This window comes from Pseudolactococcus reticulitermitis (genome assembly GCF_002260845.1).
Lineage (GTDB): Bacteria > Bacillota > Bacilli > Lactobacillales > Streptococcaceae > Pseudolactococcus > Pseudolactococcus reticulitermitis.
This window is the reverse complement of sequence record NZ_BEDT01000003.1, coordinates 22,500-48,577: the sequence shown is the minus strand read 5'-3', so window position 1 is coordinate 48,577 and position 26,078 is coordinate 22,500. Positions and strand designations below refer to the sequence as shown.

General features: G+C 41.6%; 19 protein-coding genes. 16 read left to right on the top strand and 3 right to left on the bottom strand.

Annotated features, from left to right (window positions below):
* Window positions 1–25 precede the first annotated feature (25 nt).
* The 8 genes from RsY01_RS10840 to glmM all read left to right on the top strand — a co-directional run bounded on the left by RsY01_RS10840 (window position 26) and on the right by glmM (window position 11,320).
* Complete coding sequence (locus tag RsY01_RS10840; protein WP_133063194.1) at window positions 26–265, top strand: hypothetical protein; 240 nt, start codon at window positions 26–28, stop codon at window positions 263–265.
* A 163-nt stretch (window positions 266–428) separates the two neighbouring features.
* Window positions 429–4,001 carry a mucin-binding protein gene (locus RsY01_RS06335; RefSeq protein WP_094784719.1) on the top strand — a complete coding sequence of 1,191 codons (3,573 nt, stop codon included), beginning with the start codon at window positions 429–431 and terminating at the stop codon, window positions 3,999–4,001.
* A 252-nt stretch (window positions 4,002–4,253) separates the two neighbouring features.
* A complete protein-coding gene (locus RsY01_RS06330; protein ID WP_094784718.1) occupies window positions 4,254–5,777 on the top strand; it encodes a hypothetical protein in 1,524 nt (507 codons plus the stop codon).
* A complete protein-coding gene (locus RsY01_RS06325) occupies window positions 5,723–6,916 on the top strand; it encodes an LPXTG cell wall anchor domain-containing protein (RefSeq protein ID WP_133063193.1) in 1,194 nt (397 codons plus the stop codon). The genes RsY01_RS06330 and RsY01_RS06325 overlap by 55 nt, the downstream gene beginning before the upstream one ends.
* Before the next feature lie 139 nt (window positions 6,917–7,055).
* A complete protein-coding gene (locus RsY01_RS06320; protein ID WP_094784716.1) occupies window positions 7,056–7,979 on the top strand; it encodes a PTS sugar transporter subunit IIB in 924 nt (307 codons plus the stop codon).
* A gap of 76 nt (window positions 7,980–8,055) precedes the next feature.
* Entirely contained in the window at window positions 8,056–8,943 is an 888-nt protein-coding gene (gene cdaA, locus RsY01_RS06315; RefSeq protein ID WP_094784715.1) for a diadenylate cyclase CdaA, read from the top strand.
* The gene (locus RsY01_RS06310; protein ID WP_094784714.1) at window positions 8,933–9,892 is read left to right on the top strand and encodes a CdaR family protein; all 960 of its coding nucleotides are present in this window, start codon (window positions 8,933–8,935) and stop codon (window positions 9,890–9,892) included. Before cdaA ends, RsY01_RS06310 begins: the two co-directional genes overlap by 11 nt.
* A gap of 72 nt (window positions 9,893–9,964) precedes the next feature.
* Window positions 9,965–11,320, top strand: a complete 1,356-nt coding sequence (gene glmM / locus RsY01_RS06305) for a phosphoglucosamine mutase (protein ID WP_094784713.1) — start codon at window positions 9,965–9,967, stop codon at window positions 11,318–11,320.
* Window positions 11,321–11,433: 113 nt separating this feature from the next.
* Here the strand turns inward: glmM and nox are convergent, their stop codons facing one another.
* The gene (nox, locus tag RsY01_RS06300) at window positions 11,434–12,762 is read right to left on the bottom strand and encodes a H2O-forming NADH oxidase (RefSeq protein WP_094784712.1); all 1,329 of its coding nucleotides are present in this window, start codon (window positions 12,760–12,762) and stop codon (window positions 11,434–11,436) included.
* Between the two features lie 188 nt (window positions 12,763–12,950).
* Entirely contained in the window at window positions 12,951–13,667 is a 717-nt protein-coding gene (treR, locus tag RsY01_RS06295) for a trehalose operon repressor (protein ID WP_094784711.1), read from the bottom strand.
* A gap of 111 nt (window positions 13,668–13,778) precedes the next feature.
* Between treR and RsY01_RS06290 the strand changes: the two genes are divergently transcribed.
* From RsY01_RS06290 to RsY01_RS06270, 5 genes are all read left to right on the top strand, one after another.
* Entirely contained in the window at window positions 13,779–14,651 is an 873-nt protein-coding gene (locus RsY01_RS06290) for a Cof-type HAD-IIB family hydrolase (RefSeq protein WP_094784710.1), read from the top strand.
* A gap of 320 nt (window positions 14,652–14,971) precedes the next feature.
* The gene (treP, locus tag RsY01_RS06285) at window positions 14,972–17,005 is read left to right on the top strand and encodes a PTS system trehalose-specific EIIBC component (protein WP_094784709.1); all 2,034 of its coding nucleotides are present in this window, start codon (window positions 14,972–14,974) and stop codon (window positions 17,003–17,005) included.
* Window positions 17,006–17,169: 164 nt separating this feature from the next.
* Window positions 17,170–18,777, top strand: a complete 1,608-nt coding sequence (gene treC / locus RsY01_RS06280; RefSeq protein ID WP_094784708.1) for an alpha,alpha-phosphotrehalase — start codon at window positions 17,170–17,172, stop codon at window positions 18,775–18,777.
* A 121-nt stretch (window positions 18,778–18,898) separates the two neighbouring features.
* Complete coding sequence (gene argF / locus RsY01_RS06275; protein ID WP_094784707.1) at window positions 18,899–19,900, top strand: ornithine carbamoyltransferase; 1,002 nt, start codon at window positions 18,899–18,901, stop codon at window positions 19,898–19,900.
* A gap of 180 nt (window positions 19,901–20,080) precedes the next feature.
* Entirely contained in the window at window positions 20,081–21,487 is a 1,407-nt protein-coding gene (locus tag RsY01_RS06270) for a Cof-type HAD-IIB family hydrolase (protein ID WP_094784706.1), read from the top strand.
* A gap of 48 nt (window positions 21,488–21,535) precedes the next feature.
* On the opposite strand, the gene RsY01_RS06265 is transcribed toward RsY01_RS06270, so the two are convergent.
* On the bottom strand, window positions 21,536–22,888 hold the full coding sequence (locus tag RsY01_RS06265; protein ID WP_094784705.1) for an aspartate kinase: 1,353 nt from the start codon (window positions 22,886–22,888) through the stop codon (window positions 21,536–21,538).
* A gap of 209 nt (window positions 22,889–23,097) precedes the next feature.
* Here RsY01_RS06265 and RsY01_RS06260 point away from each other — a divergent pair, with 209 nt between their 5' ends.
* From RsY01_RS06260 to RsY01_RS11005, 3 genes are all read left to right on the top strand, one after another.
* Complete coding sequence (locus tag RsY01_RS06260) at window positions 23,098–23,739, top strand: HAD family hydrolase (protein WP_094784704.1); 642 nt, start codon at window positions 23,098–23,100, stop codon at window positions 23,737–23,739.
* Between the two features lie 144 nt (window positions 23,740–23,883).
* Entirely contained in the window at window positions 23,884–25,866 is a 1,983-nt protein-coding gene (locus RsY01_RS06255) for a GGDEF domain-containing protein (RefSeq protein WP_167373239.1), read from the top strand.
* Between the two features lie 25 nt (window positions 25,867–25,891).
* Window positions 25,892–26,068: a hypothetical protein gene (locus RsY01_RS11005; RefSeq protein ID WP_167373238.1), complete on the top strand. Its 177-nt coding sequence runs from the start codon at window positions 25,892–25,894 to the stop codon at window positions 26,066–26,068.
* The last annotated feature ends 10 nt before the right edge of the window (window positions 26,069–26,078 follow it).

Here is a 26,078-nt window from a genome sequence, read left to right as displayed (position 1 = left end):
AAATTAGTAGGAGTAGGAGATAGTGATGATAGCTTTGACAATTAACCTAAACAGTTTTTTTAGTTCTAAGTTGATAGCTTTTTCTGCACCTCTGTTGGCGTTTATTTGTGATGCGCAAGCGACGCAAATAAACGCCAACAGCCAACAGCCAACAGCCAACAGCCAACAGCCAACAGCCAACAGCCAACAGCCAACAGCCAACAGCCAACAGCCAACAGCCAACAGCCAACAGCCAACAGCCAACAGCCAACAGTTAATTATTTAAGTGTTGTTATTTTATATGCTTTAAATTATTTTGATACTTCTTAATGACTGAGTTTTTCGGAGACCGTGTTGCTATCGGTCTCTGTTAGGCTCACTTTTTGTATACATTCAATTTTGTATACATGAAGAATTAATTAATATATTTTTGAAATAGAGGGGCAAAAATGAGTAAAGATAAATATAATACATGTACAACACATTTTCGTATCTGGAAATCAGGTAAAAAATGGCTCTATAGTGCGAGTATACTGACTCTTTTAGTTAGTGAAGGCGTATCTAGTTTTCCAGTTCTTGGGGAGTTGATCACTCATGCAGACACAACGACAGAATCAACCACCTCGCTAAATTCGACAACGCAATCGTCAGAGGACGCTGTAACTAATGGAGAGACTTCAACTTCAAATGTGACAGAAGGAACAACACCAAAGACAAGTGAGAGTGAAGATAGTAGTGAAGTGACATCTTCGGATTCTCTAAATACAACAAACAATTCTGTAACTTCTCTTACTCCTATGGCACCATCAAAACTTTCAACAGTTGTTGCGGCAGCAGCAACAACATATAATGCGACTGATTTGATTGCTGATGGTACTATCACAAATGTACAGGTAACCTGGAGCATTCCAGATGGTACAGTAACAAATAGTTATCCAATACCTACCCAGGTGACTTTTACGATTGCTGCTAATTCGAAATTAAAAGCAGGAGATATAATTAATTTTGGTAAGGTGGGTTATACCGGTGCAAAGGTAGGTAATGCAACACCAAGTGGTGCTGGCTATATAATGGCGAATGGGGATGCTTTCGATGGTGCTACGATGTACACTTTAAGTTCATCTTATGATAATAATTTGGTGCAGTCATCAACGCTCAATTTATCGTTTGGTAACGTAGGGGGAAGTAATGGTGATACTTCCTCTACAACAATAACTTCATCATACCTAAATAGTACAATTCATACGACTTATACATGGACAAATGTTGCTCCAAATCCAGCTACTAATTTAACAGGGTATATAATAAATAATACTTCTAATAGTTCTGTGGCAGGTAAAGGAAGTATTTCATTTTCACAATCGAATCAACAGTATATGAATAGTGCTTTAAACGGTAGTTATGACTCTACGATAGGGAATGCACCGACTGGCAATGTTGTAACGATTTTTCATGTTAGTGCTGAAGATGCCTCAAAAATAGATTTATCTTCAATTACGTATCCTGGTGTAGGATCTTATTTATATAGACTTACCCCAGATGGTAAAAATATTGCTGGGAACTCTGGTGGTAGCCCTAGTGGGGCAATTTCGAGTAATCAAAAAATAGCTTTTCCTGCTGGAGGATTAAGTCCAGATATGAATGATGCAGATTTGACATCGTCTACTATACCAAATACTAGCGGATGGATTAAAAATTCGGACGGATCGTTGACTTTTTATGTAAATCAAGGAAGTTTATCTCAGAGTCACCCAGCGTCATCAACAGATGCTAGAGCCATAGTCATGAGCAATGATTGGTCAGGAACTCAGGATGGTGTTAATCAAGCGACTTCTACGTTGACAGACTCGCAACTTAATGTTTTTGAAGTTTCAGGATTAGCACAGTTTACTTTTCTTACAAATGATACCAGTATCAGCAACACGATTAAAGTTACAGGAGTGGCATACTCTACGGATGGCTATTCAAAAAATTTAGGGACCAATACGTTAAATGTTGCTGCAGCTGCAGGTGCTCAACAAGGACAATCAACGATTAAGGTGCATTATGTAGACCAAAGTGGTAATCCGATTAAAGGCGTTTCCAATAACTACGGTTGGCCTGTAGGGTCAGCGACGAATCCTGCAGGAGATACACTGAATATTTCAAGCAGTAGCCTTCAAGTTCTTGGTTATCACCTAGATACAACTCAATTACCATCAAATATCAGTGGTGTGAATTCAACAACAGGAGCAGTTTCAAATATTGCCTATCCAGCAACTGCAGGAACAACTCTTGATGTGACATATGTCTACACACAAGACACCTATACAGTAAGTCTATCTAAAGTAGCTCAAACCATTCATTATGTAGATGCTAAAGGTAAGACACTTGCACCAGATAGTGTTCAGTACGTCACTTTTGCGACTGTCAAAGATGACCAAACTGGTGTGGCAGCAACTTATTACCAAGCAGAAAATCACACAGGCGATACAGTCACAAGTGCCGATGGCTCTTTGGGAACAGGGTGGACGACAGGAACTAGCACAAACTTTGGCGCAGTAGCCAATCCCGCAGTCAGTGGTTCGCATTGGGTCAGTTCAAGTGTGACAGGAGATGTTTCTAGTGAAACCAGCGCTCAAGCTGTTACGAATCAAGGGCCAGACCAAACTGTCACAGTGACTTATGCGCCAGATACTTATACGGTAAGTTTATCTAAAGTAGCTCAAACTATCCACTATGTAGATGGTAGCGGCAATACTGTCGCCCCAGATGCGACACAGTATATCACTTTTGCGACTGTGAAAAATGATCAAACTGGCACAGAAACAATTTATTATCAAACAGGAGATCAAACTGGTGCTAAGGTCACAAGTGCCGATGGTACCTTAAGGACAGGTTGGACTGTAGGAACTAGCACAAACTTTGGCGTAGTAGCCAATCCTGCAGTTAATGGCTCCCATTGGGTAAGTTCAAGTGTGACAGGCGATACTGCCACTGAAACGAGTGCGCAAGCTGTCACAAATAAAGATACAGACCAAGTCATCACAGTGACCTATGCAGCAGATACTTACACTGTGAATTTATCTAAAGTAGGTCAAACTATCCATTATGTAGATGGTAGCGGCAATACTGTCGCCCCAGGTAGTGTGCAAGAAATCACATTTGCGACTGTGAAGAATGATCAAACTGGTGTGGCAGCAACTTATTACCAAGCAGGAAATCACACAGGCGATACAGTCACAAGTGCCGACGGCTCTTTAGGAACAGATTGGACTGTGGGGTCTAATGCAAATTTTGAGGAAGTCGAAAATCCAATAATTAGTGGCTTACACTGGGTGAGTTCAAGTGTCGCAGATGATGTGGCTTTGAAAACGCGGACGCAATCTGTGACAAGCCAAGATGCAGATCAAGAAATCACAGTGACTTATGCAGCAGATACTTATACTGTAAGCTTATCCAAAGTAGAGCAGACCATTCATTATGTGGATGATAAGGGGAATACTGTCGCCCCAGATAGTGTGCAAGAAATCACATTTGCGACTGTGAAAAATGATCAAACTGGCACAGAAACAATTTATTATCAAACAGGAGATCACACGGGTGAGATAATTACGAGTATGGATGGGACTCTAGGGACACCTTGGCTTGAGGGCAAGAGCACAAGTTTTGATGCGATAGCTAATCCAACGATTAGTGGGTTGCATTGGACGAAATCAAGTATGGCAGGTGATACTGCGGGTGAAACAAGTGTTCAAACAGTCACCAGTCAAAGCGTGGATCAAGTTGTTACGGTTACTTATACGGTAGATCCAGTTGCCAAATCTGACCCCGTTCCTATAACTTCTGAACCTATCTCTTCTAAGTCAGCACCAATTCAAGGTGATTCTGTACAGAAAGCAAAGGAAAATACTAGTTTCCCAGAAACAGGGGAGAATCAAGAAGGAAATAGCCTTATTTTTGGGCTGGGAATTGTCTTTTTAGCGATTATTGGCTTTGTTTTAGCGATCAAGAATCGACTTCGCATATCGCAAGATGACTAGTTAGCAACTAAATTAAAAAATTTCCGTTACAATAAAACAGATGGCAAAAATAATAGCCTTTTAAAAATGATAAGACTACCGGTATAAAAAAACGAATCGCTTAGCCAGGCGATTCGTTTTTATTTCATATAGAAAACAGCTTTTTATAATGGTTCCTAAAAAATGTTTTTATCATAATTATCATATCATTTGACTGATGATAAAAGTTTAAATATAATAAGATTATAAAACAGTTATAAATAAAGAGGAATTATGAATAAAAAACAAAAGAGTAGATTGAAACACGTTATCTTACTAAGTGCCGTATTGTTACCTTATGCCTTAAATGGACAGAATATATCAGAGGTAGTCTATGCAAAAACCACAGAGAATGTGGTGCTATTAAATGGCAATCAAGTTAAAGTGTATTCGACAAATAACTTATCGGAAGTACCAGAAGCTGTTTTAAATAACTCGGACTTTCATCGATTTGTAGATGAATTGGTACAACAAGAAAAAGTCGGCATCATCACATCAGATAAAAATGAAGCTGAGGGGCAGCTTCATTTTAAAATCATTACTAAGTCAGATGACTATACAGTGGGCAAGGTCATCCAAGGTCTAGCACCAGATACCGAACATTATGTGATTTTCCCAGAACAGCTTTTGGGTCAGCATACACAATTAGGGAAAAATGAGATAAGTGACTTATCTAACCACTATCAGAGCTTGAATTCAGGTGTTAGATTAGAGCAATCTAGACCTTTAAGTCAGCAACTGTCTGGAGAATATGCCAACTTACCTGATTATGTGAAAAATAATGTGAATCCAATTGATAATTATGGTCTGAACATTACTGAGGGAGAGACACACTTCACGACGGATAAGGTTTTAGCACAGTCACAGCCTAATTTTACAACAGCACCATTTGCAGCAGAAGATTTAGCAAATGCTATTCCAGGTAAAGCTGATGCTGATAAAGTGACGAGCGGTGAGTTGGTACAATTACCAGATGACAAAATCTCAAATCAAAGCTATAGCACTGCTGAACACGCTCAAAATCTACTGGATGCCGCAAGTGGTCTCGTAACACTCGGAACTTTGACCAAATCAGTGACAGCTGAAACAGAAACAGATAGTTTGACTGAGGCACAAGCTCATGATAACCATACAAATAAAGGCACTAGACCTGTTGGAGATCCACTGACAACTCAACCTAAAGGCAAGGAAGGGACTGATTGGCAGTTGACGGGGCAGTCTTATTTATCAGACTGGTCGCCTATAATAAATTCGCCAGAACCAGATGTCAAATATGATGAGATGTCGGCTGATGATTATAATGATGAAACAAGTCGGGCACGTTTATTGGAAGAAAATCCAGTAAAACGAGAAAATGCGACACTTGCAGACTTACAAGCTGATTTCGACAAGGGTCTGATTGTCAGAGATACAGCAGGCAAACGCATCATGGATGTGAGTGATCTTAACCTTATTGTATCAAGTGATGAGATTGAACCATTCGATTTCGATACAGAAAGTTTGTTCAATGATTTTCCACAGGCAACAGATGGTCTGTTTCCTGCGGTAGATTTGTTACCGGGCACTCATATTAAAGAAACCAAGGCTAGCATTCCTAAAAAAGTTGGTAATAAATATTCTAAAAAAGAGGTCTATATCGAGAAACTCTACACAGATGCTGGTATCCTTGATCCTAGTAAATTAAAAGGAGACCTAGATGAAGATTGCAATATTCTCCTGTTTTGGAAGAAAATGGCTCTAGAAAACGCGTCACTTTAGCGAGCTTGCATTTGCCACTACACGCAGAATCTCTTGAAGAAGAGGGGCTTAAAGCAGAAGAAGGCAAAGTTTATGAGTATTGGGAGCGAGAAGCGACAAGTCATCGCTATAAAAAGACACAGTGGAAATATATCGTATCAGATGTGCCAAAAGTTGCCGATTACCATAAACATGAGCTAGATATGTCGCAAGATTCCTATAACAATGGTGTTGGCACGGCGACTACTTGGTATCAACTTAAAGGAACAGCAGGCTTTGACACGAATGTCGCTAACTCAATCAAAACAGGGGTTGGGAATGCAGGGGGTATAGATAGTTGGGCTTGGGCGATGATGTGCTTCAGACCAGTGAAAAATACAGCTGAGAGCGAACTACTTAAAGCTGATCCTAAAAATCAAAATATTGAACCGAATGGTCGCATTTCAAAAGATAGACTGCTCTATCGGACAACGATTCAACAGTATGGTCAGGAGAGTTTAAATACACCATCAGATGAAATCCTCAATGATTACATTTATATGGAACTTCTTCCTTATATTGATCCTGCGACAGGCGTACAGGCGATTGATGGCAGAGGTGAACCTGTCTTTACTTGGAATAAGTTCTACTATACCGATAAAGAAGAAGTTGCGCTTAATAAGATTGCTGCTTTTGACTACGGTTACGAAATTGATGATGAGGCTATGTATACTTATTCAGTCGCTACGCCACAGTATCAAACACGCGACGAGCTACCGTATTATCAAAAACTTGCGCCAGTTTATGCCTATACAGATGACCTTTATAGTTATGAGATGGCAAAGCATAGCTATTTACCGACGAAGTATGCGTATCGGGAAGACAGTCTGTCTTGGGAAACTTATGATCTAGAGGTTTATCAACCATCGTATCAAGAAAAGATTTACACGCCCTGGTATACGTATGACCTACCTGAAATTAGAAAATACAGCTGGCAGGTGATGATGTCTGGGCCTGATACAGGCAAAGCGCCGTCTCTACCAACGACGGGAGGCGATGCGCCTAAGCAACAATTACCAAAAACAGGTAGTTCAGATAACGCCAACCTTTCATTACTAGGTGCAACCGGTCTTGCGGCTTGGTTTATCGCATGGCGGAAATTGAAAAAAGCTAAGAAATAATTTATCCCCCAAAAACTGCATGACAGCAATGTTTGAAATTGCTTGTCGTGTGTTTTTTTTATTTTTTCAGAGACGTTTCCTTTATGTTATAATGAAAAATAGAAAACGATTACAAAAACGAGAAGTAAGAAGGTGAAAAATGTTTGTCTATATTTGTTGTGCGGGTGGCATGTCCTCCAGCTTATTTTGTATCAGAATGGTAACAGCACTAGAAACAACCTACCCTGCCTTAAAAGTTACCTCTGCCCACCTCGCCACTGTCATGGCAAAAGAGAAAAATTTTCGAGAAAAATATGACTTAATTCTTGTTTATGGCGGAGTAGACGTCATCAGTTCTGAAAATGCTTTTGACCTCAATCAATTTATCGACGTCATCTTAATCGCACCACAGGTTGCTTATCTCTTGCCCTTAAAACAAGCGATTTTAAAAGATTATCCCATTCTTGTCAAACTGATTGATAAGAAGATTTTTGGGACAATGGCTGGTGTGGCAGCAGCTGGGGATTTATTAGATGAATTAATCGCCTTAGATTTGGAGCGGTCTTATGTGTCAGCGACCCTACTTGAGACTAAAAATGTCGATAAAAATATCGAACTTTTGTTTAATGGTCTGGATAGAGCTAGCGATTTTGTCAAACAAATGGTTGCCTCGCTTGAACAGTTGGGATTAAGAGTTGTGACAGAAAAATATAGCTTAGAAAATCTATACCAGTTTCAACCCAAGCGTGACTATGACATTAGGCTCTTGTTTGGCTACAATCATATGTTGGCAGCCGAAGACATGGCGAAATTATCTAGACGGATAGACGGCTTAATTTATCTGGAAAGTCCCTTGGAAAATCCTAAAATAAATTGGTTTCAAGCCTATCAAATTCCTTTGTTTAAGCTCGCACGGGATAATAATTATCGGAAAACCTTTGATTTCTCTCAATTACAAGACTTTCGACTGGCAGTCGCTGATCGCTCAGAAGAGAGTAGTGAGACTTACGTTGCTAAATTTGAAGCAGCACCTGCCGAAAAGCAAAGACACCATTTTCTAGGCATTTTGTCATGGGAGAGGTAATGGCGATTTGTCATAAATTTAGCTATCATCGTCCCTTTCCCCTGTTAATAAGCGCTAAAAATGGTAAAATAAAACCATGAATGATTTTAATCAGATTTTCAACCTGCAGTCTTGGCAGGAAATAATTCAGCTGAATCTGACACCGTGGCGACTTTTTATCGCCATCGTCGACATCAGTCTGATTACCTTTTTGATTTATAGCGCCTTGCGGAGTGTGCAAGGGACGAAATTGATGACATTGGTGCGTGGTGTCCTCTTATTTATCATGCTTAAAATCATCAGTGGTTGGCTGGGTCTTGGTACCTTTGAGTGGCTCTTGAACCAAGTTATTACCTACGGTGTGATAGCCGCGGTTATCGTCTTTCAGCCGGAAATTCGTCGCGGTCTGGAAAGTCTCGGGCGCACCACGAATATTTTCAGTTTTAGCCTATCAGATGACAAGCAAAAACAATCGAGCCATATCAAGGCCTACGAGAAGTCGTTTGACTACATGAGTGAGCGTAGAATCGGTGCGTTGATTGTTATCGAGCAGTCTCAAACGCTGGAAGAGTACATCTCGACGGGTATTAAACTGGATGCTGATATTACAGCCGAGTTGCTCATTAACATTTTTATTCCCAATACGCCCCTGCACGATGGGGCAGTCATCATTCAAGGGGATAAAATTGCGGTAACGTCAGCCTATTTACCGCTGACCGAAAGTAGCACGATTTCTAAGGAATTCGGAACCCGCCACCGTGCGGCGATTGGTATTTCTGAGCTTTCAGATGCCATTACCTTGATTGTATCAGAAGAAACAGGCGCTATCTCTATTACTCAAAACGGTGAGTTTTACCCAGACCTCTCTAAAAGCGAGTTCCATGACTTTTTAATCAAAAATCTAGAAGATACGACCAAAACAAGTAAGCGAGATAAACTCTTGAAGAAATTAAAGACAAAGAGAGGTCAAGCAAATGAAAAATAAAGACTTCGTGTCGTCTAAATTTATTTATATCCTCGTCAGTCTCTTCTTTGCCATTGTTTTATTTTTTAATGCCAATGCTGTGTTATTGAAAAATTCTGATAATCGAGCAAATGTGGCAGAAACCCATTCGACGACTTTATATGATGTACCGATTGAGCTGAACTATAATCAAGATAAGTATTTTGTTTCAGGTTTTGATGGTAACGCCAATGTTTATCTGACCTCTTACAACCTTGTCCGACTTGATGCTGAAAAATCATCAGATACACGCAGTTTTCATCTGGTTGCCGATTTGACAAAAGTGAAAGAGGGTACGGTCGAAGTCCCTGTAAGAGTGGTCGAACTAGCGACAGGTGTCAATGCACAAGTTGATCCGGGTAACATTTCAGTGACAGTTGAGAAAAAAGCAGACAAGACTTTTGGTATTACCCCAGTTGTCTCTCTTAAATTATTGCCAGAAGGCTATCAAATCAAAAATGTCAGCCTTGACAAGGAGAGGGTGAAAGTGACCACTGGTGAGTCTATCCTGTCACAGATTGACAAGGTACAGGCGGTATTGCCAAGCGATGTGATTTTGGACAATGATTACTCTGGCAAGGTCTATCTACAAGCTGTCGACAAATCAGGTAAAGTGTTGTCAGCGAAGCTATCACCAACCTCTGTCAATATGAAGGTAGATGTTGAATTACCCCACAAAGATGTCCCGATAGTTGGCAAAATCATTGGCAAAAAAGATGATAAGATTGCAGCTTATAATTTTAAGCTCGCTAAAGACATGGCAACTGTTTCTGGCGAGCAGAAATACCTTGACGAGCTCTCAAGTATCACAGCCAATATCGACGTGACCAATATTACCAAGGAAACAACGGTCAAGGTATCACTTTCAGAAGATAATGTGACCATTTCACCAGCTGTTGTCGACGTGACGGTAACACCTGTTAAAAAATAGTTTATCATGGAGATAAAATAAAAAGTAAGTTATAATAGAGTAAAATCAAATAATTAGAAATGAGACAAGAACATGGGTAAATACTTTGGAACTGATGGTGTGCGTGGTGAGGCGAATGTTGAATTGACACCAGAGATGGCTTTCAAACTGGGTCGTTTCGGAGGCTACGTTCTTTCACAGCATGAAAATGGCACACCTAAAGTTTACGTGGCGCGTGATACGCGGATTTCAGGTCAAATGTTGGGGACCTCACTGATTTCAGGTCTCTTGAGTGTTGGGATTGAAGTCTATGACCTTGGGGTCATTGCGACACCGGGTGTGGCCTATCTGGTTAAAAAAGATGGCGTATCAGCGGGTGTCATGATTTCTGCCAGCCATAATCCTGCCTTGGATAATGGTATCAAGTTCTTTGGGGCTGATGGTTTTAAGTTGGAAGATAGCCAAGAGCTTGAAATCGAAGCTTTGCTCGATGCTGAACGTGACACCTTACCACGTCCTTCGGCGCAAGGTCTTGGTATCTTACATGATTATTCAGAAGCGGTTCGAAAATATGATGAATTTTTGAAAAGCACGGCAGACGGCAGTTTTGATGGCTTTAAAATTACCCTTGATACTGCAAATGGTGCCACTTATACCAGCGCACGTACGGTTTTCACTGACCTTTCAGCGGATATCCATGTGATTGGTGAAAAACCTGATGGCCTGAACATTAACCTCGGCGTCGGCTCAACTCACCCAGAAAATCTGGCAAAAGCAGTAGTTGAAAATGGTTCAGATTTAGGCTTGGCATTTGATGGAGATGGTGACCGCTTGATTGCTGTCGATGAAACAGGGGCGATTGTTGATGGTGACAAGATTATGTTCATCGTTGCCAAACACTTACATGAAAAGGGATTGTTAGCCAAGGATACCGTCGTGACAACTGTCATGTCGAATCTCGGTTTCCATAAAGCCTTGGAAGCTGCAGGCATCAACAGCGTGATTACTGCTGTTGGCGACCGCTATGTCGTTGAAGAAATGAAGAAAAACGGTCATAATTTCGGTGGTGAACAGTCAGGTCATATCATTTTCCTAGATCATAATACAACAGGTGATGGGCAAGCTTCAGCGATTTTACTCGTGAAAGTCATGCGTGAAACAGGTCAAAAACTGTCAGAATTAGCAGCACAAGTGACGATTTATCCGCAAAAATTAGTCAATGTGCGTGTCGAAAATAGCATGAAACATAAAGCCATGGAAGTGCCTGCGATTGCGGCTATTATTGCTAAGATGGAAGAAAAAATGGCAGGCAATGGTCGTATTCTTGTTCGCCCTAGCGGGACGGAACCTTTATTGCGTGTCATGGCAGAAGCGCCAACACATCAAGAAGTGGACGACTATGTTGATACCATCGTTGCGGTTGTTCGAAAAGAAATTGGGATTGACTAAGGAAAATAAAATAGAAGGAGAGCCTTTCAAGGTTCTTTTTTTGTGAAAATTTTGCTATTAAAAAACACCCAATAAATGAGCCAAGTGCCGACTTGTTGGGTGCTTTCAAGTAATTATTTAGCGCCAAGTGCCGCCATTGTAATGTAGTTGTAGGGTTGGTTGAAATGTGGCAAGAAGAAGATGTCCAAGAGTTTCAACTTATCAATTGTCACGTGTTCTTGGATCGCCAAGCTGAACATGTGAATGTTAGCTGAAATATCTTCAGTTGAGGCAAGCTGTGCCCCAACGATACGACGTGATGATTTTTCATAGACGATACGAATTTTAACCGGTGCATTTTCTTTGATAAAGCCAGGTTTTTGTAAGTCTTCAAAGTCAGTGTAGTCAACGTCAATTTCAGCTTTTTTAGCAGCGGCAACAGAAAGACCTGTTGACACCATATTGTAGCCGAAGATTGAAATCCCGTTACTGCCTTGGACACCGATGGCATCAAGTTCAGTCCCACCGACATTATGACCGGCAACGATACCGCTACGGACGGCATTTGTCGCAAGGGCGATATAAGTCGTCGCTTCAAGGGCATTTGAGTAGATTGTTGCACAGTCACCTACGGCATAAACGCTATCGTCGCTTGTTTTTTGATGGTTATCGACAAGGTAAGCACCATTTTGGAAAGTTGCTAAATGGTCTTTGCCCAGATCTGAATTGGCTGTGAAACCAATGGCATTGATGACCATGTCGACATCGTAAGTGCCTTTGTCAGTCACGAGTTGTTCGACACGTTTGTCGCCTCTGTATTCAGTCGCAAGTTCACCAAAGTGGAGTTCAATCCCGTGTGCTTCGAGGTTTTTGTCCATGTTGTGTGTAAATTCAGGATCGTAGTAAGACGCAAGAGACGTTGGCATGGCATCGAAGAGGAGGACGTTTTTGCCCCGACGTTTAGCTGCTTCAGCAATTTCAACGCCGATATAACCAGCACCGATGACAGCAACAGTTTTGACGTCATCACGCGACATATCGCGGTCAACTTCTTGACCTTCTTGGAAAAGTTTCAAAAAGTGCAAGCCTTCAAGATTTTTACCTGGGATATTTGGCACGATGGGTTTGCTACCAGTTGCTAAGATTAATTTATCATAGCTTTCTTCAGATTTTTCGCCAGCTTTATTTTCAAAGTGAACGATTTTAGTGTTGAAATCAATGCTTGTCACACTTGATTCCATGAAAATTTTAGCGCCTTTTTTGCGGAAAGCTGCTTCGTTGGTATAGAAGAGATCTTCGTAGCCATCAATTTGACGACCAACCCAAAGTGCCGTACCACAGCCAAGGTAGCTGAGGTTAGTATTGCGGTCAATCAAGACAACTTCAGTGCCAGGATAATTGTCAAGGAGTGTATTGGCAGCAGCGATACCTGCATGGTTTGAACCAATAATAACTGTTTTCATAGGGAGTAGGTTTCCTTTTCTTTTTTTGTGATGCACTTGATATGTTTAACATATCCCTTTTTTAAGCGCATAAGCATTATAATACCACATTAATTATAAACCAAAAAGAAAGCGATTGCAAAGATAGTGTACCGAAATTGTAAAGAAATTCGCAAACTTTGTTTGAGATGACTTAATCTATAGTGAATTCAACGTTTTTGCCGTCTGGCAAATTCGGTGAATTGAAACTTATCGACCTGATGTCGGCTTTCTGTGTACTGAAAGACGCTCGCGTCATTGAGAAAAACGTGGCTCTTGACACTGACGATATGGCGATCTAACGGATTTAAATCTAATTGCTCCCGATCTTCATTATTGATGAAATCGATCGTGATTTCTTTTTGGGCAAAAGAAATCTCAATTTTCAGCTGTTTTTCAAGGTAGTCATAGAGTGAGTAGGCGACATCATCCTTGGTCATGTCGGGACAAATGTCATATTTGACAAAATCAGTGTCTAAAACGACGGCTTCGCCATCAATCTTACGTGTGCGAATGATATACCAGACGGGGGTGCCGATTTCTAAAAGTGTCAGCGCAGCAAGCTCGCTGTCGACTGTGATTTTTTCAAATTTAATTACTTCAGTTTCGCTTTTAAAGCCGAGTGAATCTTGTAATTCCCTGTAACTGGTCAAGCCAGAAATTGGGAAATTCAGTTTGCTTGACGCAATAACAACTGATCCGCGACCTTTTTGCTTTTGGATTAACCCTTTTTCTTCCATAATTTTTAAAGCTTGGCGGATTGTTGCGCGACTGGCATCGTAGATTTTGACCAATTCATTTTCACTCGGCAGGAGATCATTTTCTTGATAGGTTTTATTTTTTATTTTCTCTTCTAAGTCTTGTAAAATCATTTCATATTTTTTCATATCTTTATTTTACCAAAAATAAAGGGAAAATATGTTAAAATGAAAGGGAAACGTTTTCAAAGTATTTAAAATAAACAGAATTTTAAGAGATATTCATAGGAGACAAACAAAATGATTCAATTAATTGCATCAGATATGGATGGTACACTACTAAACGACGAGATGGAAATCTCAGCAGAAAATATCGCTGCCATCAAACAAGTACAGGCTGCTGGGATTGAGTTTCTAGTTGCGACTGGTCGTTCTATTGAGGAGGCGCAGCCGATTTTACAGGCTGCTGGTATTAAATGTCGTTATATTACGTCAAATGGTGCCCAAATTTTTGACGAAAACGGTCAAAATCTTTTTACTGTCGGCATTGAAAAGGAAAAACTCGACTTATCCATAGCCATCTTGCGGCGTCATCAGATTTATTTTGAACTCTTTACGGATCACGGTGGCTTTACAGAAAATATCGACGATCGGATTGCCAGTATCGCGCATTGGCTGAAAAGCACCTCGCCTAATTTGTCAGAAGCCGAGGCTTTTGAGATTGCAGAAAGTCATATGGCGAGCTTACCGATTAACTTTGTAGCGGATTTTAGGACGGTGTTGGATAATCCTGAAATCACTGTTTTAAAAATCTTTGCCATGGGGCAGATTGATGAGCCGGAATTGTTATTGGCTAAGGAGGAACTGTCACAGATTTCAGATTTGGCTGTGACATCATCAGGTGCGAATAATATTGAAGTCAATCATCAAGCCGCGCAAAAAGGGCAAGCACTCCAAAAAGTGACAGAGTTGTTAAACCTTCCCTTGTCAAAAGTGGCAGCACTTGGTGATAATTTTAACGACATGAGCATGCTTGCTGCAGTGGGCGTCGGGATTGCGATGGCAAATGCTGAAGCTGAAGTTAAGGAAATTGCTAAGTATACGACAGTAACGAATGTTGAAAATGGTGTGGCTTATGCCGTTGAGCAAATTTTAGCGGGCGAGTGGCGATAAATCAGTAAGAAGACGACCGGGAAGGTCGTTTTTTTGCTGTTTGAAGTGATTGATAAAAAATTTTTTTAAAAAAATCAAGAAAACGCTTGCAAAAATATTTTTTTGTGCTAGAATTAAGTTACAGGATAACTTGTACGTACAAGTTATTGAATTTATCAAAGGTGCCGAAGTCACCAAGATTGCCATTTTTATTTCACTATCTTAAATTGAGTTGCACGAATTTGATGTCAAGAGTGTCGCTATTTTATCGATTACTATGGTAAAATGAAACAATCCGTATCAAAGGTGCTAACTCAAACTTTTAAAAAAGGAGCCCCACCATGGGAAAATTTGAAAAACAAGCTCAAGAGTTGCTAGACGCGATTGGCGGCAAAGAGAATATCTCCGCTGTCACGCACTGCGCAACGCGGATGCGTTTTGTCTTAAATGACGATGCTAAAGCTGACAAGAAAAAAATTGAAAACATTTCGACAACTAAAGGGATGTTTACGAATGCCGGTCAGTTTCAAGTGATTATCGGAAATGATGTCGCAACTTTTTACAACGATTTCTCTGCTGTTAGCGGTATTGAAGGCGTGTCAAAAGAAGCAGCGAAGTCTGCGGCCAAGTCCAATCAAAATGTCGTTCAAAAATTGGTTGGTACTTTATCTGAAATTTTCACACCGCTCTTACCCGCTATTATCGTCGGTGGTTTGATCCTCGGTTTCCGTAATATTCTTGAGGGTGTTCAGATTCAGGCGCTCGGTCAAGCTGTTGAAGATGGTGTTAAGAAATTTACATCAGAAGGCGTACCTGTTTGGAATACCATTACCCAAGTGTCGCCATTTTGGAATGGCGTCAACGGTTTCCTCTGGCTACCAGGTGAAGCGATTTTCCACTTCTTACCAGTTGGTATCGCTTGGTCAGTCACACGTAAAATGGGGACGACGCAAATTCTCGGGATTGTCCTCGGGATTACGCTCGTGTCACCGCAGTTGCTTAATGCCTACGCTGTAAATGGCACATCAGCAGCAGAGATTGCTAAAAACTGGTCATGGGATTTCGGCTTCTTTACCATGGATAAAATCGGCTACCAAGCCCAGGTTATTCCTGCCATGGCTGCCGGTTTCCTCCTCGCTTATTTAGAGAAATTCTTCCGGAAATATATCCCAGAAGCTGTTTCGATGATTTTTGTCCCATTATTTGCCTTGTTGCCAACGATTATCGCCTCACATGCGATCATTGGGCCAATCGGTTGGAAAATCGGTCAAGGGATTTCCTTTGTTGTCAACACTGGTTTAACATCTTCACTTTCTTGGCTTTTCGGTGGTATTTTCGGAATTCTTTACGCACCACTTGTTATCACTGGTTTGCACCATACAACGCTTGCGATTGATGCACAATTGATTGCTGATTTTAAGTCAACTAATCTATGGCCTTTGATTGACTTATCAAATATTGCCCAAGGTGCCTCAGTATTTGCGATTTACCTTCTCCACAGAAAAAACAAAAAAGAAGCAGAAATTTCAGTACCAGCAACCATCTCAGCTTGGTTGGGTGTAACAGAACCTGCCATGTTCGGGATTAACCTAAAATACGTCTACCCATTTGTTGCAGCCATGATTGGATCAGGTGTGGCAGGCATGGTCTCAACCCTCATGGGTGTTCGTGCTAACTCTATCGGTGTTGGTGGTTTACCGGGTATCCTTGCTATTCGTGGTGAAGATATGCTGAAATTCATTCTACCAATGGCGCTTGCGATTGTTGTGCCAATTATCTTGACCTTCTTCTTCCGTCAAGCCGGCATTTTCAACAAAAATGATCTTGTAGGTGCTGGAGATGCAGCTTTTGCCAGTGACCCTGCTATTCTTGAAGGTGCGCAAAAAATTGCCAAAACGGAAATTCCTAAAGGGACTTTTGCCACTGTCACTAGTCCATTAACAGGAGAAGTTCGTGTTTTAGCAACAGCAACTGATCCAGTCTTTAGTCAAGGCATTATGGGGCAGGGGGTGATTATTGAGCCGTCTGAAGGGATTTTGACAGCACCATTTGATGGCGTTATCTCAGCCTTTTTCCCAACCAAACATGCGGTTGGTCTGATTTCAGATGAAGGCGTTGAAGTGCTAATTCATATCGGAATGGATACGGTCAAACTAGACGGTAAAGGATTTGAAGCCTTTGTTAAGCAAGGTGATCATGTGAAACGAGGACAAAAATTACTCACATTTGACATCGACTTGATTAAAAATGAAGGATTTATCGTTGAAACACCAGTTATCGTGACCAATCAGGATATTTTCCAACCCGACGCAGTTGGTCAGCTTCCTCGTACGATTAAATCTGGCGAACAGCTACTGACAGCAACAAAAATTTAACCGCATACCAAAGGGCTAACCGTAAGGCTAACGCCCTTTTGGCATTTAGATAGGCTAGAAACGGTCGCGACGGAAAGAGAAATCTCGGGGGCGTCGCCACCTTTACTAGACCAAGTGGCTAAAAACGCCTTGCGTTTGTGACTAGCCTTAGAAATAGAAAGTTTATGACATTTAAAAATCAAGTAATTTATCAAATCTACCCGAAATCTTATCTCGATACGACAGGGAATGGTGTTGGCGATCTTCGTGGCATCATCTCGAAACTAGATTATCTGGCCGATCTCGGGATTGATATGATTTGGCTCAACCCCATTTATCCCAGTCCACAACGTGATAATGGCTATGATATTTCAGATTATGTTGCCATTGATCCAGTTTTTGGGACCATGTCTGACTTTGAAACCCTTATCCAAGAGGCGAAAAAGCGTGGGATTGATGTCATGTTGGATATGGTACTTAATCACGTGTCGACTGAGCATGAATGGTTCAAGAAAGCTTTAGCTGGTGACCCCTACTATCAAGATTTTTTCTTCATTCAGGATGAACCGACGGACTGGGTCTCAAAATTTGGTGGGAGTGCTTGGGCACCTTTTGGTGACACCGGCAAATACTATCTCCATCTCTTTGATGTCACGCAGGCTGACCTGAACTGGCGCAATGAAAATGTTCGAAAAGAACTGTTTGATGTTGTGAATTTCTGGCGTGAAAAAGGCGTGCATGGCTTTAGATTTGACGTGATTAATTTGATTGGTAAGGATGCTTTGCTCAAATCAAATCCAGTCAATGAAGGCAAGCCAGAATATACGGATAAACCATTGACACATGATTATTTGCAACTGCTAAACACCGCAAGTTTTGGCAAGGACTCAAAAAGTGTGACAGTTGGAGAAATGAGTTCGACGACGATTGATAACTGTATTTTATATAGCAGACCAGATCGTCAGGAATTGTCGATGACCTTTAATTTTCATCATCTTAAAGTAGATTATGCTGATGGTCAAAAATGGACCAAGTCCCCTTTTGATTTTGCCCAACTCAAACAGCTCTTTCACACTTGGGGCGAAAAAATGAGCGAGGGTCAGGGCTGGAATGCTTTATTTTGGAATAATCATGATCAGCCTCGCGCCATTAACCGTTTTATTGACTACAAAAACTTCCGAGTTAAAGGTGCAACCATGCTAGCTGCCAGTATCCATCTCAGCCGCGGCACGCCTTATGTCTATATGGGGGAAGAAATCGGGATGATTGACCCTGATTTTGAGTCCATGGCGGATTATGTCGATGTGGAGTCGATTAATGCCTATCAAGCTTTATTGGCTTCTGGGCATACACCGGAGCAGGCTTTCGAGATTATCCAAATCAAATCGCGGGATAATTCACGGACACCGATGCAATGGGATAATACGGCTAATGCAGGCTTTTCGACGGGCATACCGTGGTTGGCAACGGGTAATCATGCGGAGATTAACGTTGTAAATGAACAATCAGGCGACGTGTATCAGTTTTATAAGCAGTTGATTCAGTTGAGAAAGTCTGACCAGCTGATTTCGGAAGGCACCTATCAGGCAGCTTATCAGGCAGCTGAGCATATTTATGCTTTCATCCGTGAATTTGAGGGACGAAAACTCTTAGTTTTGACTAACTTTTCAAATCAACCTGTCGATTTTGAGCTATTAACTGAGTTTGTAGACAGCGAGATTTTGGTTAATAATTATACAACCTATACGCCTAATCAGTTGCAACCTTATCAAGCCATTGCTTTTCTTGTCTGATATTTCGGCTACTACTTGACTTTTGTATAAAAATACATTAAAATAGACTTATTATTCAATAAAAGCTTGATTATCCACACAGGATAGTTCCTAGCTCACGACAGAAAGATAGGTCTATTTGATGTTCCAAGGACGTTCATTACTGAAAGAAGTTGATTTTACCCAAGCAGAATTGGCATACCTCATCGATTTTGCTATTCATTTAAAGGCACTCAAAAAGCAGCATCTTCCGCATCAATATTTGGCAGGCAAAAATATCGCGCTCCTGTTTGAAAAAACATCGACTCGGACGCGGGCTGCTTTTACTGTTGCGGCAAATGACTTGGGTGCGCATCCAGAATTTTTAGGACCAAACGATGTCCAGTTTGGTAAAAAAGAGTCGACAGCCGATACAGCAAAAGTTTTGGGGTCAATGTTTGATGGCATTCAGTTTCGTGGCTTTAAGCAGACAGACGTTGAAATTTTAGCAGCCGAGTCTGGCGTGCCAGTTTGGAATGGCTTGACGGATACTTGGCATCCGACACAGATGCTGGCTGATTTTATGACTATCAAGGAAATTTTTGGTGACTACACGGGTAAAAATCTGGTCTATGTCGGTGATGGTCGTAACAATATGGCAAATTCCCTCTTGGTGACCTCTGCCATTTTAGGTGTCAATATCACGATTTTAGCACCAGATGACTTGCAGCCAGCACCTGAAATTCAAGCGATTGCTGCAGAAAAAGCGGCAAAGTCAGGCGCTCATATCACGATTACTGCTGATACCGCTGCAGTCAAAGGGGCTGATGTGATTTACACAGATGTCTGGGTCAGCATGGGGGAAGAAGACCAGTATGATGAACGGATTGAGAAACTCATGCCTTATCAAGTCAATGCTGGCCTTTTCGAGAAGACTGAAAACCCTGATTGTATTTTTATGCATTGTTTGCCAGCCTTTCACGATTTAGCAACGACGACAATGCAAGCTATTCAGGCGAAATCAAGATTAACAGAGCTGGAAGTGACAGATGAGATTTTCAATGCGCCACAATCTGTCGTCTTCCAAGAAACTGAAAACAGACTACACTCAATCAAAGCTATCATGGCTGCAACATTAGGTCATCTCTTCATTCCGAAAGTCTAAACTCAGGTTATCACTAGCATGATATTGGATATTGCGTGCGCAATGTCCGATATTTTTTACCTGAAATACGGATAAGTGTAAGGATTTTCAGAAATGTTGTGATTTATTTCAGTCATCTGCTATAAATAATTGTATAATAGAGGTAGAAGGCTTTTTAAACAGACAGACAGAAGGAAAGACATGAATATCAAAGCAGTTTTTTTTGATTTAGACGGGACACTTTTTACCAGCACACGAAATGTCGCCGCAACGACAAGACGCGCCATGACTGAGTTGCATAAAAACAAAGTATTAGTCGGCGTCGCCACAGGGCGGGGACCTGCCTTTGTCCTACCCTTGATGGAAACGCTGGGGCTTGATTTTGCTGTGACCTATAATGGTCAGTACATCTTCACGCCAGATGCCATCCTCTCAACCTCGCCAATCGACAAGAAAACCCTGCGCGACATCATCGACTTTTCTCGTAAACACGGCAGAGATGTTTCTCTCGGTATGGCGGACGGTGTCCATGGGAGTGGGCTTGTCAAATTCGGTGAAACGCGGACAGCGCAAGTAATTGCAGGCCTTTTACCACAAAAAATGTCAGGCTTGACGAAAAGTGGCTTTCAAAATGTCGTCAGAAAAATCAAACCCCAATCTAAAAATTTAGCGGATAATATCAGACAGCCCGTTTATCAAGTCATCATGGTCGCAACCAGTGACGAAACTGATAAAATCATGGGACATTTTCCTGAATTGCAAGCCACGCGATCGAATGCTTACTCAGCTGACCTTATCAGCAAAGGAAATTCTAAGCTAGTAGGGATTGAAAAAGTCGGAAAAAAATTTGGCTTTGACTTGTCACAAGTCATGGCCTTTGGCGATTCAGATAACGATTTAGAAATGCTGGCGGGTGTCGGCTTAGGCGTTGGTATGGGCAATGCGACAGCTGCAGTGAAAAAAGTTGCGACTTACATCACGGATAATAATAATTCAGACGGCATTGCTAAAGCCTTGTCACATTTTGGGCTGATTAATTTTAAACATGCTGAAAGTTTCATCAGTAAGGATGACCAGTTTAATAAGGTCAAGGAATTTCACCGTGTCATGGATGGTAAAACGCAGGAAATGCCACGTGTCTTTTTACCAGAAGAAGCTGGACATCGGGCAGATTTCAAGGTTGAAGAAATCGTCGAATTTCTTTTTGCAGCATCCAATGCTAATGTGCCTGTCTTTGATGAACTGACACAAAATCTGCATGCAGCGATTGACAAAGCAGCAGCTAAAATCAAAGCTCAACCCATTCCAGAAGGCGAAAATGCCTTGACGGGTGAAGTGGACGCCCTTTTGGACTTGCTCTACTTTACCTATGGTTCATTTGTTCTCATGGGGATTGACCCGCATGCGATTTTCAATGCGGTGCACAGCGCCAATATGGGCAAAATATTTCCAGATGGTCAACCCCATTTTGACCCAGAAACCCATAAAATCATGAAACCGGATAACTGGGCAACGGACTTTGCGCCGGAAGCTAAAATCGAAGCAGAGTTAGAGCGCCAAATCCGAGTTGCCATGAGTAAATTGAGCAAAACAAAAGACGAGAAGTAATCAGGGTAAACACCATGAAGACGTCTCGTCTTTTTATTACGGATAAATTTAAGCTTCAAAAAAAGCCTGATAAAGTGCCTTAATGGCCGCTTTTTCTTGGTCAGATTTGACGATAAACATGACAGAAACTTCTGATGAACCTTGGGATAGCATTTCGATATTGATCCCAGCCTTAGCGAGTGCGTTGGCCGCACGGGCTGTGACCCCGATATGTTCATTCATATCTTCGCCAACAATCATGATAATCGATAAGTTTTTCTCGAAATGTAGGGTATCAGGCTCTAAGGTTTCCGTCAAATTTTGAATCACGGAGCGCTCGATTTGCTTGGTCAGGTAGCGATTGCGCATGATGACACTCATATCATCAATTCCTGTTGGCATGTGTTCGAAACGGATACCAAGATTTTCCAAAATATGAAGCACTTTACGACCGAAACCGATTTCTCGGTTCATGAGATATTTGGAAATATTGAGCGAGGTAAAGTCTCCATCGGCTGCGATACCGACAACTGGACTGCCTGTGAGATTGCGTTTGGCAACGATTCTGGTTCCGGGATGCTCGGGATTGTTGGTATTTTTAATCACGAGTGGCACACTTGCTCTGTAGACGGGTAATAATGCCTCATCGTGCAAAACAGAGAAACCGGCGTAGGCGAGCTCACGCATTTCCTTATAAGTGAGTTCGCTAATGGAAGCTGGCTGGTTGATGATGCCGGGGTGTGCGGCGAAGATGCCGTCCACGTCGGTGAAGTTTTCGTAGAGCTCGGCATGGACACCGGCTGCGATGATAGAGCCGGTGATGTCTGAACCACCACGTGAGAAAGTGCAGATGTCGCCTTTTTCGGTCACGCCGAAGAAGCCTGGGATGACGAGGGTTTCTTCGAGTTCATTGAGATAGTTGATTTTTTCGTTGCTTGATGGCAGTAAGCGGGCGTTTCCTGGCTCTGGTGTGACGATGATACCAGCGTCTTGGGGGTGGATGTATTTGGCGTTAATGCCATTTTCGCTGAAGTACTCGGCGATGAGTTTAGCGTTGTTATTTTCGCCAGCGGCTAGGAAAGCGTCGTAAAGGAACTTGTTGCCTTGGATAGGAAGTGTGGCGAGGGCTTTGATGTCAGCTGAAATGTTGGTCATGACAGGACCAGTAATGCCGAGTTCGTCGCAAATGCTTTGATAGCGCGCGATGATCCAGTTTTGATTTTCTGCCACATCATTGCCATTTTTGTAGGCCTTGTAGTAAGCAATCAGGGCATCTGTTACCTTGATGTCATGGGTGTCGCGTTTACCCGGAGCTGAGACGACGACGAATTTTCGGGTTGGATCGTTTTTGACAATGTTGCGGACTTTTGTGAGTTGCTCGGCGCTTGCGAGTGAAGAGCCACCAAATTTAATAACTTTCAAGATGAGATTTTCCTTTGATTGTTCTAAGATGTTGTGCGATTAAGCTATGTTTTAATAGAAAATGGCTACGCGTCAATGGATGAGAGGCATCATATGTACTTAGCAACGTACTGAGCAATTGCTCAATTTTGATGGTATTAACTCTATTTTAGCGAAAATTCTGAAAATTTTCAATACGAAATCTTAAAAAATTTGGTAAAATAGTCTTTATGAATAAATTTAAAGCCATTATTTTTGATATGGACGGTGTTTTGATTGATACCGAGCCTTATTATTATACGAGACGCAAAAAGTTTTTGGACAGCAAAGGGATTTCGATTGCCCATCTATCGCCACTGGATTTCATAGGCGGGAATATGAAACAGGTCTGGTATATGATTTTACGTGATGATTATGACAATTGGGATGTGCCTGCCCTACAGGCAGCATACACGCAATATAAACTGGATCAAGCAGTTCCCTATGACACTCTCCTATTCTCAGATGCTAAGTCTACTTTGGACGCTTTAAAAGCCAAGGGCTACAAACTAGGTCTTGCGTCTAGCACCATTAAAATTGAGATTTTAAGAGCCATGGCAATGACAGGACTCTTGCCTTATTTCGAGGTGGTGTTATCTGGTGATGATTTCGAAGAATCCAAGCCCAATCCGGAGATTTATCAGGTTGCCATGGCAAAATTAGCAGTCACGCCGGAGGAGACTTTGGTTATTGAAGACAGTGAAAAAGGCATTGATGCAGGAGTTGACTCAGGTGCGACAGTCTGGGGCATCAAGGATAAGGTGTTTGGTTTGAACCAAAAAAGAGCAGATAAGCTATTTGATAATTTGACCCAGGTCGCAAGTCAACTCTAATCGCTGTCAACTTAGCGCCTTGAATTTTTGAAAAAACGGCTAAAATGTGGTAAAATGAACCATTAGAAATGCGTTATGAAGTATCAAAAAATGTTAAGGGTTAGGCGCCTGACCCTTAACTTTCTCAGATCGGAGTAAGTAGACGTGAGACGTTTCGAAAGGTTTTTACCACTGGTCATCATCATTGGCATGACAGTCGTGTATTTATGCGAAGTGCTGATTTTGCGCTTGGCTGAATTTCAACAAACTGAACTTATTTTATTGCTGGTTGTGAACGTTATCGTGACCTTGGTTTTATTAGCGCGTGCTAAAGTGTTGACGGCTAAAAATCTAGATAATATCCGTGCGCTGAATGAAAATGCTGAAAACTCACTGAATGCAACGCTCGATACCATGCCTATCGGTGTGTTAAGATATTCCGAGCAGGATTATACGCCAGAGTGGTTTAACCCCTATGTTGACATCATTTTTGCCGATGATGAAGATAAATTACAAGCCGATAAAATAAAAGAAATTGTTCAGGACATCGATAATCAGGGGACGCAATATCTACCTGTCGGACAGAAAAAATATGCTGTTAAAGTCGACCATAAAAAGAAACTACTTTATTTTATCGATGCAACGAGTGAAGTTGTCGCGAAAACAGTCACACGGGAAAGTCGACCTGTGATTGGGATTATTTCTGTGGATAATTACGATGATGCGACAGATTTGATTTCAGATAGTAGTCGAACGATTATCAATAACTTCATTGCAACGAAAATTGACGCCTTTTCGAGCAAATATAATGTCTATATCAGCCGGTATAATGCCAGTCGCTATTATATTTACACGAATTATCTGACCTTAAAAAAAATCATGGATGATAAGTTTGAATTCGTCAATGCTTTCCGCGAGGAAGCGACGGAAAAAAACTTTTCATTGACCCTGTCTATCGGGATGTCTTACGGTCTGGAAAACTTCTCTAAGATTGGGAAAACGGCACTGGATAACTTAGAGTTGGCCCTCGTTCGTGGTGGTGACCAGGTTGTCATCAAAGAAAATATCAATACGGCCAAACCGATTTATTTCGGCGGTAATTCAGCCAGTCATATTCAGAAATCTCGAACACGCGCCAGAGCGATTGCGACAGCGCTCCGAACAATTGTGCTAGAGTCGGAAAACGTCTTTGTCATGGGGCATAAATATCCAGATATGGATGCCCTCGGTGCAGCTGTTGCGACAAAAATTTTCGCCAACATGAATGGTAAAGAAGCTTTTATCGTTTATGATGACAAGCAACTCTTGCCTGATGTTGAACGTGCCATCGCCAAACTCAATGAATCGAAGGATGGGTTTGCCCATATTATTCGGATGGAGACGGCGCGAGAACTTAAAAAAGCAAACTCGCTCTTGATTATGGTTGACCATTCTAAGACCAGTCAGACCATGGATTATGACTTTTATAAGAGCTTTGATAAAGTCGTTGTCATTGACCACCATCGTCGTGATGATGATTTTCCGAAAAATGCCTTGCTGACTTATATCGAGAGTGGGGCGTCATCAGCCTCAGAGCTGGTTGTCGAAGTGTTGCAGTATCAAAATGATCAGAAACAAAAGATGTCCAAAGTCGAAGCGTCGATTGCCTTGGCAGGAATTTCTGTCGATACACAGAAATTCTCTAAAGGCACGACCGCTAGAACGTTTGAGGCTGCTTCGTATCTGCGTTCTCAGGGGGCAGATAATAATCTGATCAAGAAGTTTCTGGCAACAGAGTTTGATAAGTACAAGAAAATCAATGAAATCGTCCTCAATGCTGAATTTCATGATAACATTGCCATCGGTGTCGGGCTTTACCGCAAGATGTATGATAATGTCACCATCGCAAAAGCAGCAGATACACTTCTCAATATGGTGGGGATTGATGCTTCCTTTACGATTGTCAACCATGAAAATGGGTATGTGGCGATTTCAGCTCGATCGTCAGGAGACTTCAATGTCCAACGGATTATGGAAAAATTTGGCGGTGGCGGGCATTTCAATAATGCAGCAGCGCAGATTTACGAGAAAACCCCAAATGAAGTGAAAGAAGAGTTGCTAAATCTTTTAAATCGTTCGAGTGATGACAAAGCAACTAGCTTAAAATGATGGAAACTATCTTAGGAGGCGGTGCATGGTTTGTAAGGATAAAGAAAAAACGACACGTTCAATTGCCAGCAGTGGCATCACGTTTGGTTGTGCCCTAGCGATTGTTATATCGTATGTCAAATGGCACAGCATTTTCTGGGCCTGTATTCACGGTCTGTTTAGCTGGGCCTATGTCATCTATTTTATCATAAAAGGGTATTGAGTCAGTTCAA

Coding starts and splice junctions, on each gene's coding strand:
- glmM (WP_094784713.1), top strand. CDS start 9,965: ATGGGTAAATACTTTGGAACTGATGGTGTGCGTGGTGAGGCGAATGTT.
- treC (WP_094784708.1), top strand. CDS start 17,170: ATGACATTTAAAAATCAAGTAATTTATCAAATCTACCCGAAATCTTAT.
- nox (WP_094784712.1), bottom strand. CDS start 12,762: ATGAAAACAGTTATTATTGGTTCAAACCATGCAGGTATCGCTGCTGCC.
- RsY01_RS06260 (WP_094784704.1), top strand. CDS start 23,098: ATGAATAAATTTAAAGCCATTATTTTTGATATGGACGGTGTTTTGATT.
- RsY01_RS10840 (WP_133063194.1), top strand. CDS start 26: ATGATAGCTTTGACAATTAACCTAAACAGTTTTTTTAGTTCTAAGTTG.
- RsY01_RS06270 (WP_094784706.1), top strand. CDS start 20,081: ATGAATATCAAAGCAGTTTTTTTTGATTTAGACGGGACACTTTTTACC.
- RsY01_RS06335 (WP_094784719.1), top strand. CDS start 429: ATGAGTAAAGATAAATATAATACATGTACAACACATTTTCGTATCTGG.
- RsY01_RS06330 (WP_094784718.1), top strand. CDS start 4,254: ATGAATAAAAAACAAAAGAGTAGATTGAAACACGTTATCTTACTAAGT.
- RsY01_RS06320 (WP_094784716.1), top strand. CDS start 7,056: ATGTTTGTCTATATTTGTTGTGCGGGTGGCATGTCCTCCAGCTTATTT.
- RsY01_RS06290 (WP_094784710.1), top strand. CDS start 13,779: ATGATTCAATTAATTGCATCAGATATGGATGGTACACTACTAAACGAC.
- treR (WP_094784711.1), bottom strand. CDS start 13,667: ATGAAAAAATATGAAATGATTTTACAAGACTTAGAAGAGAAAATAAAA.
- RsY01_RS11005 (WP_167373238.1), top strand. CDS start 25,892: ATGGTTTGTAAGGATAAAGAAAAAACGACACGTTCAATTGCCAGCAGT.
- argF (WP_094784707.1), top strand. CDS start 18,899: ATGTTCCAAGGACGTTCATTACTGAAAGAAGTTGATTTTACCCAAGCA.
- treP (WP_094784709.1), top strand. CDS start 14,972: ATGGGAAAATTTGAAAAACAAGCTCAAGAGTTGCTAGACGCGATTGGC.
- RsY01_RS06310 (WP_094784714.1), top strand. CDS start 8,933: ATGAAAAATAAAGACTTCGTGTCGTCTAAATTTATTTATATCCTCGTC.
- cdaA (WP_094784715.1), top strand. CDS start 8,056: ATGAATGATTTTAATCAGATTTTCAACCTGCAGTCTTGGCAGGAAATA.